Source organism: Paraliomyxa miuraensis (assembly GCF_026337845.1).
GTDB classification, from domain to species: Bacteria; Myxococcota_A; Polyangia; order Nannocystales; family Nannocystaceae; genus Paraliomyxa; species Paraliomyxa miuraensis.
In genome coordinates, this window is record NZ_JAOVZF010000137.1 from 17,896 (window position 1) to 30,893 (window position 12,998).

Here is a 12,998-nt window from a genome sequence, read left to right on the forward strand (position 1 = left end):
GCCATGCTCGCCAGAAGTCATTGTGCAGGGTTGCTCGGCGTCGATGGATACGTGGTCACGGTGGAAGCCGACGCTCGCGTGGGACTACCAGGGCTCACCGTGGTGGGGCAGGCCACCGGGGCGCTCTCCGAGGCACGCGAGCGGGTTCGCAGCGCTCTGGCCCACTGCGGCCACGAGCTTCGCCCCCGCAAGCAGATCGTCAACCTCGCTCCCGCCGATCGTCGCAAGGACAGCCCGGGGATGGACCTCGCCATTGCGTGCGCGCTCCTGGGAGCGCACGAGATCGTGCCTGCGGAGCGGCTGCAGGACACCATGATGTGGGGGGAGCTGTCGCTCGATGGTGGCCTACGGCCGGCGGTCGGTACGTTGGTGGTGGCCGACTGTGCGCGGCGCAACGGCTTTCGAACGCTGGTGGTCCCGCGGACGGCCGCACCCGAGGCGGCACTGGTCGAGGGCCTGGAGGTCGTACCGGCCGAGAGCCTCGCGCAGCTCGTCGGTCACCTGCGTGGAGAGCAGGCGCTGAGCGCCTACGAGGTGCCAACCGGAAGCTCGTCGACCGACGACGACGACATCGACATGGCGGACATCCGTGGCCTGGCGCTCGGTCGCATGGCGGTGGAGGTGATGGTCGCGGGGGGGCACAACCTCCTGCTCCACGGCCCACCGGGAGTGGGCAAGACCATGCTCGCGCGGCGGACCGCGGCGCTGTTTCCTCCGCTCGACGACGAGGCGGCGCTCGAGGTGACCAAGATCCACGGGGTGGCATTGGGAGCGACCCCGTCGGGCTTGCGGCGTCGAGCCCCGGTTCGCATGCCGCACCACACGGTCTCGGTGGCGGGCCTGCTCGGCGGGGGGCGACCGCTGCGGCCGGGCGAGGTGAGCCTCGCGCACCGCGGGGTGCTGTTCCTCGACGAGCTGCCCGAGCTGTCGCGCTCGTGTCTCGAGGGGCTGCGGGAGCCGCTCGAGGACGGAGTGGTGAGCATCGTGCGGGCACACGGGGCGGTGGCCCTGCCGGCGCGCTTCCAGCTGCTGGCTGCGATGAATCCGTGCCCGTGCGGCTACCTCGGTCACCCGCAGCGCGCCTGCATCTGCTCGCCGCCCGCCGTGCAGCGCTACCTGTCACGAGTGTCGGGGCCGTTGCTCGATCGGATCGACTTGGTGGTGCCGATCGCTCCGGCTCCGCTGGGGACGGAGCTGTCACGGGAATCGGGGGAGCCGAGCGCAGTGGTGCGCGGGCGGGTGACTCGGGCGCGTGAGCGACAGGCGGCGCGCCTTTGCGGGACGCCGTGGCGGGTCAATGCCGAGGTGCCCGCCCGCGGCGGGGCGGTGGACCGGCTGTGTGCGCTGTCGACCAAGGCGGGCCGGTTGCTCGAAGGGCTGGCGATGACGCGTCAGCTCAGTCCGCGAGCGCAGCATCGTCTGCGGAGGGTGGCGCGGACGCTGGCGGACCTGTGCCCCGACGACATCGACCCGCATGCCCCGATCGACGAGGTCTACGTGGCCGAGGCGGCGCACCTGCGGAGGCCGCCGCAGAGCACGGACGGGTGAGCGGCTCGCCATGGCCTCGCCCCTGCACGAGATGTTCGTCGAGCTGTTCGCCGAGCATCCGGAGCTGTTGCTCCCCACGCTTCGCGAGCACGTTCCCGGGCTCGGCGACGCCTCGCTGCGCTTTCGTCGGGGGGAGACCGCCACCAGCCAGATCCCTCCGCTTCGGGCCGACCTGACGCTCGAGCTCCATCGTCCCAATCAGGACGAGCCGATTGCGGCTGGAACGGTCGAGATCCAGCTCAGCGAGGACGAGAGCAAGCCGTACTCTTGGTTGCTCTATCACGCAGGTCAGCACTATCGGCTGCGGATCCCGACCTTCTTGGTCGTGGTAACGAACGACCCATCCATTGCCACCTGGGCCGCAGGGCCGTTCCATTCCGGGATGGTTACTTTGCGCCCACTGGTGCTCGGGCCGGCCAACATGCCGGTCATCGCCACGCCCGAGCAGGCCCGTGCCTCGTTGCCGCAGGCCTTGCTCTCTGGCATCGTGCACGGGAGACGACCGGTTGCCGCCGAGATCGGCAAGGCACTGGCCACCGTGCTCGACGAGACCCCGGACGATGTCGGCGCGCTCTACTGGGACACGTTCCTCTCCGGGCTCGACAAGGCCATACGAAGGAAGTTCGAGATGCGGTTTCACGATTTCAAGCCACGAAGCGACTGGGGCAAGGAGCTGTATGCCAAGGGAGAAGCGAAGGGAGAGGCCTCGGCCATCCTCAAGCTGCTCGACATCCGTGGTCTGGTGCCCGATCCGTCGCTGCGAAGCCGCATCATGGCCTGCACCGATCTCGATCAGCTCGATCGATGGCTTCGACGAGCGGTCACCGCCCGCTCGCTCGACGAGATGCTCGCGTCGTAGTGGGCGAGGACGGTCGTTGCCGCGGTGACGCTCGGCTCGTGCGTGTGCCCTCCGGCCTATGACTCCTGTCGGCCGTGGAAGAACGCGTCGAGCGGGGGCGCCATGTTCTCGGGAACGTCCTCGCCCCAGGCCCCACCGTCGATCTTGCGCCCGGTGACCTTGCCCTGGGCATCGAGCTCGAAGAACACCGGGATCGCGCTCGCGTCGAGGCCAGTGCCCTCGAGCTTTCCGCTCCATTGATCCGAGTCGAGACGAATGAGGTAGACCCCCGCGAACGCCTTCTCGATCCGCGGGTCGCCCATGGCGGCCTCGAGCTTCTTGCAGGGAGGGCACCATTCCGCCCACAGCTCCACGAACGGGGCGAGGTTGGCCTGCTTGGCGAGTGCCGCATGCTCGGCGAGGAGCCCGGGCAGCTCGCCACCGGGCGGAAGGTTGACGATCTGGAACGCGGCCGCGGCGGGTGCGTTGGCATCGGGGGCGGCGGCGGCGGGCTCCTTGGCATCGGGTGTCTGGGCGTCGGGTGTCTGGGCGTCGGGCTTGGGTGCGGGTTCCGCAGGGTCACCACAGCCGAACGACAGGGAGCACGACAGGAGGACGGAGACGACCAAGCGCATCGAGCCAACCATACCTCGGTTGGCCACGGTCGATGGGGGTTCGATGGGGTCGGGGAGGAGAGGCGCGTGCAAGCCCTTGCACGGCCCGTGCTCGCTCCTTGCGGGGGCGTGGCGTTGTCTGGCTGCTTCGGTCCGGGTACCGTGCGCATCGTGCCCGCGGTCGACCGGATCGTCGCCATCGTCAATCCAGCCGCCGGTGGAGGCAAGGCGGTGCGTCGCTTCGCCGAGCTCGAGCCGGGCCTGCGCGAGCGCTGGCCGAGGCTGCGCATCGACCACACCCGGCATCCGGGTCATGCCACCGAACTCGCCCGCCGCGCGCTCGAGGACGGGGTGGACGTGGTGGTGAGCGTGGGAGGGGACGGCACCGCCAACGAGGTGCTCTGCGGCTTCATGGACGAGCAGGGCGAGAACCGCTTTCCCCACGCCGAGCTCGGCTTGCTCGGGGGAGGCACGGGCGGCGACTTCCTGCGCCAGCTCGGCTCGCCGCCCTGGTCCGCGCAACTCGATGCGATCGAGCAGCCCGGACGCGCCATCGACTACGGGGTCATGCGCCACTGCGACCACCAAGGTCGTACCCGCGTGCGCCCCTTCCTCAACGCGGCCAGCGCGGGCCTGACCGGCAACGTGGTGGCGCGAGTGCTCCGCGCCAGCCGCTTGAGCCGACGCGTGCTCGGTCCCAAGGGCATCTATGCATGGAACTCGGTGCGGGAGATCGTCGCGCGCAAGGAGATCCAGGTGGAGCTACGGGCCGATCACGGCCCCCCCCGTCGCCTGGGCCTCGCGCTCGCGGCCATCACCAACGGCCAGTTCTTCGGCGGTGGCATGTGGATCGCCCCCATGGCTGCGATCGACGACGGCCAGCTCGAGCTGCTCTACACGGGTGACCTCTCCACGGCCAGCCTGCTCGGGATGTTGTCCAAGGTGTTCTCTGGTCGACACCTCGATCACCCCAAGGTCGAGGCCCAGAGCGTCCGCCACGTGTCCCTGCGCGCCCGGAACGAAGGCGACGTGGTGCTCGTGGAACTCGACGGCGAGCAGCCCGGTCGGTTGCCGGCCGAGCTGTGGGTGGTGCCGGGGGGCATGCGCGTGCGGGTGGCGGGGCTGCCCGATCCCGTCTCCCTCGCTCATGGCTTCGGCGAGGTCAGGAGCTCGAGCACCGTGTGAAGCACGGTGTCCCCCACCGCGAAGAGGCTCTCCGACGAGAGTCGATCGATGGTGTCGCGGCGCGTGTGCCAGGCGTCGTACTCGTGATCGATGATCAGCACCGAGGGGACGCCCGCCTGGGTCAGGAGCACGTGGTCGTCGAGGATCGCGAGCTCGCGCTCGTGGTCTTGGAACTGCGCGTGCCCGCGTCGTCGCGCCACTGTCCATAGTCGCTGCACCAGCGCGGGGGCGTGCTTGGCCGAGCCCGGCTCGATCGGCAGGTGCAGGTCGCGATCCCCCACCATGTCGAGCACGATCCCGGCCTCGGCTCCGCGCAGCCACGCCGGAGGCTGCCGCGCGGCCTCCGCTGCGAAGTGACGCGAGCCTGCGCAGTACCCCCCGCGCTCACCCTCGCCCGGTCGTCCGAGCTCCTCGCCGTCGAACAGGATCACCGTGACGCCCACGTCGGGCGGCAGTGCGGCGGCCAGCAGGGGCAAGAGCTCGAGCAGCACCGCCACTCCGCTGGTACCGTCGTTGGCCCCGGGGACCGGCTGCTCGTGGAGCATGGGGTCGGGCTCTTGGTCGGCCCACGGGCGCGTGTCGAAGTGGGTGGCCAGCACCACGCGGCGCGGAGCCTGGGGGTGCAGGTGACCGAACAGGTTCACCAGCGCGTAGCTTCGGCCGGTGCTGGCCTCGATTGCCACGAACGGCTGACGCTCGACTTGCTGCGCCCCGGCGTCGGCGAGCATCCGCGCCAGTGCTTCGATCGAGCGCTCGCGCGCGGCATCGCCGAGCGTGCGCGGGTGCAGCATCAGCGCTCGCACTCGATCCAGAGCCGCCTCGCCGGAGAACGCCGGCGACGGATCCCGCGGTGCGTACGGTAGCGTCACGCGGGGAGAGGGCTCGGGCTCGTCGGGCGGTGGAAGTCGGCACCCCGCGCCCATGAGGACGAGCGAGAGGGCGATCGCTCGTCCTCCGTGCTTCGTCGCATGCTCGGCTGCCCATGCCATGGCTGGTGAGCCTACGTGCCCGAGCCCTCGATTTCGACCCGCATGGTGCGGTCGCGCGAGACGCTACGGCGCTTCGAGCCCGACACCGGTGTGGTCGTGGTCGACTGCACCACGACCCCGTCCGACGCCGGCTGAGCGAAGCTCGGTCGCTCGCGACAGGGACTCGTGAGTCAACGCGTTCGACCCCCCAATTTCGGCCCGCTCGGGCCACGGTGGCCAACCGGTGAGACGAGACCCGGCCAACGGGCGGACCACCTTCGAAGCATCGACGCGCCAACTATTGGACTTCATTGAACCAGGTCACCGGAACAGGAATCGCAGGGCATGGCGGCACCAACCGGCGGTCGAGCAGGCCGCCCGAGCCAGAAGGAAAGAAGCCATGTCCAACAACAAGAAGACCAAGACCTCCTCCGACCTCACCTCCAATGGCGCCCCCTCCGTGCTGCGCGAGGCGATCGACAAGGCCATCGATCTCATCGTCACCAAGTTCGGCAAGGGAGCCATCATGGCCCTCGGCGGCGAGCCGGGCGAGGTGCCCAGCTTCGAGGTCATCCCCACCGGGTCGCTGCACCTCGATCGGGCGCTCGGCATCGGCGGCGTGCCCAAGGGGCGCATCGTCGAGATCTATGGGCCCGAGAGCTCGGGCAAGACCACGCTCACCTTGCACGTGATCGCCGAGGCCCAGCGCCAGGGGCTGGTGTGCGCCTTCATCGACGCCGAGCATGCACTCGACGTCGCCTACGCCCGCGCGCTGGGGGTCGACACCGACAACATGCTGATCTCCCAGCCCGATCACGGCGAGCAGGCGCTCGAGATCGTCGACACGCTGGCGCGCAGCGGGAGCGTGGGGCTCATCGTGGTCGACTCGGTGGCCGCGCTCATCCCCAAGGCCGAGCTCGAGGGCGACATGGGCGATCAGCACCTGGGCCTGCAGGCGCGGCTGATGAGTCAGGCCATGCGCAAGGTGGCCGGCGTGGCTTACCAGATGAGCACGACCGTGGTGTTCATCAACCAGCTCCGCCACAAGATCGGCGTGACCTTCGGCAGCCCCGAGACCACCACCGGCGGCAACGCGCTCAAGTACTTCGCCTCGGTGCGCATGGACATCCGTCGGGTCTCCACCGTGCGCGAGGGCGAGCAGGCGGTGGCCAATCGCACGCGGGTCAAGGTGGTCAAGAACAAGTGCTCGCCCCCGTTCACCCAGGCCGAGTTCGACATCAGCTTCGGCCGCGGGATCGACCGCGAGGCCGAGGTGCTCGACGGGGCGCTGGCGCTGGGACGCATGACCAAGGCGGGCAGCTGGTTCTCGTTCGGTGACACCCGCGTGGGGCAGGGCCGGGCGGCCGCGATCGCATGGCTGCGCGAGCATCCAGCCGAGCGCGAGACGCTGGTGCAGGAGCTGCGTGCCAGCTGGTCGGGCCCGGGGCTCGACGCGGCCGCGTAGGCCCCCCTCGCGAGGCGATGGATGGGCGCGTTCGTTCGCGCCCATCCGTCGCCCTCGTTCGACATGGACCATCGTGACTCAGGCCTGAGTCATGAGGTGACACCTCGAGTCTCAACGCCGACCTGCTCCCCTTCGAACCGCCTTTGCTCGGTCCTCGCAACGGATCGACCCATGGACGAAAGTCCCCAATGACCATCGCGTACCAAGCTCCATCCTCCCATGCCTCGATGTACGATCGATTCGTGGATCCCACCCCCCATCGTCGTGCCTTCCTTCCATCCCACGACCATTGCTCTGGCGAGCCAGAGCTCGTCCGTGCTCCACGGGTCGACGAGCACCTCGTCCGCCCCGAGACTCGCGAGGAGCGAGTGCGGGGTCGGGCCATCGTGGCAGCCCCCGCTCTCGAGCCGCATGCTCGACGTCAGGCGTTGGTGGTGACGGTGGCCGAGCAGACGGCCTCCGAGGGTTACTTCTGCGCGAGCGAGATGCTCACCCGAGCGGGTTCGGGCTCCGACTTCGCGACGGACGCCTGCATTTGCCGGGAGGGGATCGATCCCGCCACCGGCGGTCGGCACCTCGAAGAGCTGGCCTTCGAGGTGGTGGCGGAGCAGTCCCTGCGCGAGATCACCGAGCGCGCCCAAGACCTCGCCAGCCGAGGCGTCCGCCGCGTGTTCGCGATCTTCGTCAAGACCAACCAGGTCTGCGAGTGGTCCGCCGTGAGCGATGGGTGGGTGGAACTCGATCCCGCGCGTTCCATCGAGGACCCCGCGCTCGTGCGGCCGATCCCGGTTCGTGCCCTGCTCGATCCCACGGCTGCCGACGACGCCGTCGCGGCCGCGCTGCTGGCCAAGAACAACCCCGTGCTCGCGGCCCGGGAGGCTCGAGTGCTCCGCGACGGCATCGAGCAAGGGCGTGCGCAGGCGTCGAGGGTGGCCATCGAGGGGTTGTGCGGCCTGCTGGGCATCGTCCTCGAAGCGAAGCACCGCGCCCAGCTCGAGATGCTGGATGCAGCCAGCCTCGAGGCGCTCCATGCCAAGGTGCTCGGCGATCGCCGGTGGTCGTGACGTCGCTCGGTCGTGGTCGTGCCAACGGACCATCGTTGGTGACCACGACCGTCCGGCCAACCCCTACGCCGATGCAGGCGAATGCACCTCGCGGTGCGCTAGGTCGCGTCGATCGACGCTCGCCATGCTTGAGCCATGCCCGGCTCGTTGCGCAGGATTGCCACCAGCCCCACGGCGGGGGCGGGAACCAGCAATGATCAGCAAGCACGTGGTGATCGTGGGTGCCGGCCCCTGTGGCCTGGCGGCCCTCAAGGAGATGCTCGAGGCGGGCCACACGGCGGTGGCGCTCGACAAGGCACCTGCGATCGGCGGGGTCTTTCGCGGCGAGGACGATCCGACCTACGAGAACCTCTACCTGACCATCTCGAGCTACTTGATGGCGTTCTCCGATTTCCCGCCGCTGGAACCGCGCATCAAGTACTCGTCCAAGCAGGAGTACCAGGCCTACCTCGAGGCCTACGCCGATGCGTTCGACCTGCGACGGCACATCCGGCTGTGCACCGAGGTCGTCCGGGCCCATCGGGAGGCAGGCCGCTGGCGGATCGAGATCCGCGGCCCGGGCTCGCAGACCACCGAAGTGCTCGAGGCCGACGCCCTCGTCGTGGCCACGGGCTCCAACCACGTGCCCCGCAGGGTCGAGCTGCCCGGGTTCACGGGGCGGGTCGTGCACTCGTCCGAGTACCGACGCCCGGAGGACTTTGCCGGCCAGCGCGTGCTCGTGGTCGGCGCGGGCGAGAGCGCCTTCGACATCGCGGCCGATCTCAGCGAGGTGGCCGCGGAGACGGTGGTGTGGTCGCGCTCGGCCATGGCTCCGGCCCCGCGGTTCCCGGGCATGCTGAACCTCGACCCCGCGCACGACGAGCTGCAGGTCATGAAGGACGAGGCACGCTGGAGCCGGACCAAGATCTCGGACTTCCTCGAGGTGATGACCACCAGCCGCATGGCCAACGCGGCACCGATGTGGGCGTACTCCACCATCCGGCACTTCATCTTCAGGGTGATGCCCAAGCTGACCCCGGCCGCGCGGGTCAACGACGAGTGGAACCTGCACAACATCGCAGGAGAGCCGCTGCGCGGCGATCAAGCCTCGATCCCCACCAAGAGCGCGCGGCTTTGCACCGTGGTGGCGCGAGGCAAGGCTCGCGCGGTGTCGGCCCGCACCGCGACCTTCGATGGGCGTCGCCTCGAGTTCACCGACGTGATCGACGATCGTCGTGGCGATCGCTCCTCCGGCTCTGCGCGCGTGGTCATCGACCCCGTCGACGTGGCCGTGCTCTGCACCGGCTATCGGACCGACTTCGCATGGCTCGAGGTGGATGGACTCGACTGGAATCCGCGCACGTGGTTCAAGCACTGCCTTCCCCCGGGCTTCGATGGCTCGCTCGCGTTCATGGGCTGGGCGCGTCCTCACCAGGGAGGGATCCCTCCTTGCGCGGAGATCCTCTCGCGCTACCTCGCCATGGTCTTGGCCGGGACTCGAGCGCTGCCGCTCGATCACGCCGAGCGTGCGGCGATGGAGGGAGCCGACGAGCACGCGTTCTACGTCAAGGACCAGCACTCACCGAACCTGGTGGACTACCCCGCCTTCATGGACTCGGTGGCGCGCCTCATCGGCTGCCTGCCCGCTGCGCCCAAGCCTCCTGCGTTCGAGCGGCTCGTGCAGTACTGGGTCTATCCCAACTGGCCGCTCTGGTATCGGATGCACGGCCCGGGGGCGAGGCCCGACGTGGTGGAGGCCGTGCTGTCGAGCCTTCCCCTACGCACGTCGTATGCACCCAATCCGTTCAACCTGATGGCGCTGGCGTTCTCGCTGATGCAGCTCCCCGTCGACACCGTGCGCCGGCCACGTGCCGGGCTGCGCGGAACGTGGGCCTTCAAGGCGAAGAAGCACATCCTGCACGGCAACGCCCGCACCTAGCGTCGCCCGGCCGCGTGTCGCGCTCGTCACGGAGTTGGGGGCAGCGCACGCGAGAACTGCGGTTCTTGGGCCGGAATGCTCGTGGCGTCCCTTTGCGAGCATGGGAGCTGCGTTCGGTGCGCGAGGGACGACGGCTGCAAGCGGCCCGCGAACGCCCTTGCGAAGCGCCACGCTCGTTGCGAGACTCGCGCCTCTCCCCCCGGAGGCACGAGTGAGCAGCTACTTCGTTCTCAAGATCCAGTACGTCAATCGGCCGCCCGAGACCCGCAACATCAGCGCGCCGACGACGACGATCGGTCGGGAGTCGGGTGACATCGTCCTCAACGACCCGCAGACCTCCGGTCGTCACTCCGAGATCCACTTCCAGAACGGAGTGGTGCAGGTACGGGACGTCGGCAGCACCAACGGGACGTGGTTCAACGGCCAGCGCTTGACCGACTTCACCTTGTCGCCCGGCCAGTGGTTCCAGTGCGGACAGACCACCCTGCAGCTGATGTCCGTCCAGGGGGCCGCGCAGGCGCAGGCCAAGACGGTGATGAACATGGGGGGTCCGCCCCAACCGCCCGGGGGCGCTCCCGGCTGGGCGTCTCCCGGGGCGCCGCCTCCCGCTGCGCCTCCTCCGGCCGCTCCGGCTCCTGCAGCCGCGATGGGTGGAGGGTATCCGCCGGCCGGCCAGCCCGCAGGCTTTGGTGCGCCGGGCGGTGGTGGCTATCCTCCTGCGGCTCCGGCCGCCGCCGCTCCTGGTGGCTACCCGGGGGCGCCCGCGCCTGGTCCGGGTGGCTTCGGAGGGCCTCCGCCCGGAGGCCCCGGTGGCTTCGGAGGGCCTCCGCCCGGAGGTCCGGGTGGCTTCGGAGGGCCTCCGCCCGGAGGCCCCGGTGGCTTCGGAGGGCCTCCGCCCGGAGGTCCGGGTGGTTTCGGAGGGCCTCCGCCCGGAGGCCCCGGTGGCTTCGGAGGGCCTCCGCCCGGAGGACCCGGTGGCTTCGGTGGACTGCCCGTACCGGGCGGCCCCATGGCGCCGATGGCCGGCGGCACGGCGGGTGCGGTGCGGCCCAACTTCCAGGGAACCGGTGGCGAGCTGTTCGTGACGGTGCTGGTGGGAGCGCTGCTCTCCCTCATCACCCTCTACATCTACATGCCGTGGTTCATGTGCCGGATGGCCCGGTACTTCTGTGACAACACCACCATCGGACCCACGCGCCGCGGCGACCTGCGGCTCGAGTTCACCGGGGGTGGTGGCGAGCTGCTGGTCATCCTGCTGCTCCACGGCTTCCTCACCGTGATCACGGCCTACATCTACATGCCGTGGTTCCTGGTCAAGCTCATCAAGTTCTTCTGCGCCAACACCCAGGCGGTGGCGCAAGACGGCACCCGCTACCGGCTCGAGTTCGAGGGCTCGGGTGGTGAGCTGTTCGTGACCTTCCTGGTCGGCGCGATCCTCACCGTGCTCACCGTCTACATCTACATGCCCTGGTTCATCTGCAAGCTGAACAAGGCGATCTACTCGCGGACCGCGATCCTCGAGAACGAGCAGCGGGTGGGCAACTTCGACTTCGAGGGCTCGGGCGGCGAGCTGTTCGTGACCTTCTTGGTCGGCATGATCCTCACGGTGATCACGCTCTACATCTACATGCCCTGGTTCCAGGTCAAGATGATGAGCTTCATCGCCGAGAACACCCGCGTGCACTACCAAGGGCGGGTGTTCGGGGGCCAGTTCCACGGTACGGGTGGCGAGTTCTTCGTGACCCTGATCGTGGGGATGATCCTGACGGTGATCACGTTCTACATCTACTATCCCTGGTTCATCGTGAACCTGTGGAAGTTCCAGTACAACAACCTCGAGTTCAACGAGATGGGTGCCAGCGGGATGCCGGGCATGCCCATGGGTCTGCCGCCGGGCGGTGGCATGCCGATGGGGGCGATGCCCGGCCAGATGCAGGGCCAGATGCCCGGCCAGATGCCCGGCCAGATGCAGGGCCAGATGCCCGGCCAGATGGCGTTCCCGCCCCAGCCGGGGCCGGGCGGGTACCCCGGGCAGTACGGCGGCATGCGCTGAGCCGCGAGCTTGCACACCGGCCGAAGGAGGCCGTCCCACCCTGGGGTGGGGCGGCCTTCGTTCTTCGAAGAATCTTCGAGTGCGAGCCGCCGTGCTGACCCGATATCCCGTCGGTGTGTCGCGCGATACGATTCTGCGCGATGCGTGTCTCGCGATTCTCGTGCGCAGGCCTGCTCGCCCTTGCTTGTGCATCGCAGGTGAGCACGAAGTCCACGCACATGGACGCGTCGATGGGGCCGCGGCCCATCGGCGCGACGCCTGCGGCCTCCGACGGTGCGCCGACGCCCACGTCGACTGCCGGGTGGCCGACGCTCGAGGCGCGCGTGCCTTCGCTGTCGCGCAAGGCGGTCGAGCCGGGGCGGCCCAAGGGCGATGACTCGCGTGCGTTCCCGGCCTGGGAGACGAGCTACGTGTGGATCGCGACGCCAAAGGAGCCGGTCGAGGGCGAGGTGCGCGGCAAGGTCACCGCGATCACGCCGGGGACGATGCCCGCCCCCGACGATGTCTTGCGCGAGCCCACGGGATTGCTGGTCATCACGGCTGACGATGGTCGCACGCTCGAGCTCGGCCTCGGCGGATCCGGAGGGCTCGCCGTCGCAGTCGGCGATGAGGTGATGGCGCGGTGGCGCACGGCGAACATGGGCATACACACCGTGAGTGACATCGGCCTCGTCGATCGCAATCACCGGGTGATCTACGCGAGCTCGGGCAACGGCGACATCACGTTCGCGCCGGGCTGGTATGTCGAGGCCAAGGGGGTGGCGGAGCGCGGTCGTCCGCACATGCGAGGCGGCGCGCGTCCGGAGAGCCGCTGGCTCGTCGTCGCCCGCGGCGATGCGGCCGCAATGGTGCAGCGGAGCGAGGGAGCACGCAGGCTCGTCACCGACGAGGGCGAGTACGCGGTGTCGGGCAGCGCGGTGACGTGGTCCGCCGGAAAGCTGCCGCCGGACGCGAGCACCTACGAGACGTTTGGGCTCGTCCTGCTCGCGCCCTCGAAGTGATTGCTTCCTCCACCATGCCCCCCTTCGGGGGGGCAACCTCGTTGCACCGCCCGTTCCAAGCCGGCCGCGGGGCGAGCGCTGTAGAGCCCTTCGGTCGGCCTCCACCATGCCCCCCTTTGGGGGGCAACCTCGCTGCACCGTCCGCTCCAAGCCGGTCGCGGGGCGAGCGTTGTAGAGCCCTTCGGTCGGCCTCCACCATGCCCCCCTTTGGGGGGCAACCTCGCTGCACCGCCCGCTCCAAGCCGGCCGCGGGCCAAGCGTTGTAGAGCCCTTCGGTCGGCCTCCACCATGCCCCCCTTTGGGGGGCAACCTCGCTGCACCGCCCGCTCCAAGCCGGCCGCGGG

10 protein-coding genes are annotated in these 12,998 nt (G+C 69.4%); 8 read left to right on the forward strand and 2 right to left on the reverse strand.

Going from position 1 to position 12,998, the window contains the following annotated elements; genetic code table 11:
* Nucleotides 1–3: 3 nt before the first annotated feature.
* Complete coding sequence (locus OEB96_RS06470) at nucleotides 4–1,548, forward strand: YifB family Mg chelatase-like AAA ATPase (RefSeq protein WP_266214571.1); 1,545 nt, start codon at nucleotides 4–6, stop codon at nucleotides 1,546–1,548.
* Nucleotides 1,549–1,558: 10 nt separating this feature from the next.
* Complete coding sequence (locus tag OEB96_RS06475) at nucleotides 1,559–2,407, forward strand: hypothetical protein (RefSeq protein WP_266214572.1); 849 nt, start codon at nucleotides 1,559–1,561, stop codon at nucleotides 2,405–2,407.
* A gap of 56 nt (nucleotides 2,408–2,463) precedes the next feature.
* Here the strand turns inward: OEB96_RS06475 and OEB96_RS06480 are convergent, their stop codons facing one another.
* Nucleotides 2,464–3,021, reverse strand: coding sequence for a TlpA family protein disulfide reductase (locus OEB96_RS06480; protein ID WP_266214573.1), 558 nt, complete (start codon nucleotides 3,019–3,021; stop codon nucleotides 2,464–2,466).
* Between the two features lie 150 nt (nucleotides 3,022–3,171).
* Here OEB96_RS06480 and OEB96_RS06485 point away from each other — a divergent pair, with 150 nt between their 5' ends.
* A complete protein-coding gene (locus OEB96_RS06485) occupies nucleotides 3,172–4,185 on the forward strand; it encodes a diacylglycerol/lipid kinase family protein (protein ID WP_266214574.1) in 1,014 nt (337 codons plus the stop codon).
* On the opposite strand, the gene OEB96_RS06490 is transcribed toward OEB96_RS06485, so the two are convergent.
* Complete coding sequence (locus OEB96_RS06490; protein WP_266214575.1) at nucleotides 4,146–5,174, reverse strand: M28 family peptidase; 1,029 nt, start codon at nucleotides 5,172–5,174, stop codon at nucleotides 4,146–4,148. The two genes, OEB96_RS06485 and OEB96_RS06490, sit on opposite strands and share 40 nt — an antisense overlap.
* A 379-nt stretch (nucleotides 5,175–5,553) precedes the next feature.
* Here OEB96_RS06490 and recA point away from each other — a divergent pair, with 379 nt between their 5' ends.
* The 5 genes from recA (at nucleotide 5,554) to OEB96_RS06515 (ending at nucleotide 12,654) form a co-directional block, all read left to right on the forward strand.
* The gene (gene recA, locus OEB96_RS06495; protein ID WP_323137345.1) at nucleotides 5,554–6,618 is read left to right on the forward strand and encodes a recombinase RecA; all 1,065 of its coding nucleotides are present in this window, start codon (nucleotides 5,554–5,556) and stop codon (nucleotides 6,616–6,618) included.
* 386 nt (nucleotides 6,619–7,004) lie between these two features.
* Entirely contained in the window at nucleotides 7,005–7,682 is a 678-nt protein-coding gene (locus tag OEB96_RS06500) for a hypothetical protein (RefSeq protein WP_266214576.1), read from the forward strand.
* Between the two features lie 193 nt (nucleotides 7,683–7,875).
* Complete coding sequence (locus OEB96_RS06505; RefSeq protein ID WP_266214577.1) at nucleotides 7,876–9,600, forward strand: flavin-containing monooxygenase; 1,725 nt, start codon at nucleotides 7,876–7,878, stop codon at nucleotides 9,598–9,600.
* Nucleotides 9,601–9,811: 211 nt separating this feature from the next.
* The gene (locus OEB96_RS06510) at nucleotides 9,812–11,653 is read left to right on the forward strand and encodes a DUF898 family protein (RefSeq protein ID WP_266214578.1); all 1,842 of its coding nucleotides are present in this window, start codon (nucleotides 9,812–9,814) and stop codon (nucleotides 11,651–11,653) included.
* Nucleotides 11,654–11,793: 140 nt separating this feature from the next.
* A complete protein-coding gene (locus OEB96_RS06515) occupies nucleotides 11,794–12,654 on the forward strand; it encodes a hypothetical protein (protein WP_266214579.1) in 861 nt (286 codons plus the stop codon).
* Nucleotides 12,655–12,998: the final 344 nt, after the last annotated feature.

Excerpts from the sequence above, each read along its gene's own strand:
- OEB96_RS06515 (WP_266214579.1), top strand. The coding sequence starts at position 11,794 with ATGCGTGTCTCGCGATTCTCGTGCGCAGGCCTGCTCGCCCTTGCTTGT.
- OEB96_RS06470 (WP_266214571.1), top strand. The coding sequence starts at position 4 with ATGCTCGCCAGAAGTCATTGTGCAGGGTTGCTCGGCGTCGATGGATAC.
- OEB96_RS06505 (WP_266214577.1), top strand. The coding sequence starts at position 7,876 with ATGATCAGCAAGCACGTGGTGATCGTGGGTGCCGGCCCCTGTGGCCTG.
- OEB96_RS06490 (WP_266214575.1), bottom strand. The coding sequence starts at position 5,174 with ATGGCATGGGCAGCCGAGCATGCGACGAAGCACGGAGGACGAGCGATC.
- OEB96_RS06480 (WP_266214573.1), bottom strand. The coding sequence starts at position 3,021 with ATGCGCTTGGTCGTCTCCGTCCTCCTGTCGTGCTCCCTGTCGTTCGGC.
- OEB96_RS06475 (WP_266214572.1), top strand. The coding sequence starts at position 1,559 with ATGGCCTCGCCCCTGCACGAGATGTTCGTCGAGCTGTTCGCCGAGCAT.
- recA (WP_323137345.1), top strand. The coding sequence starts at position 5,554 with ATGTCCAACAACAAGAAGACCAAGACCTCCTCCGACCTCACCTCCAAT.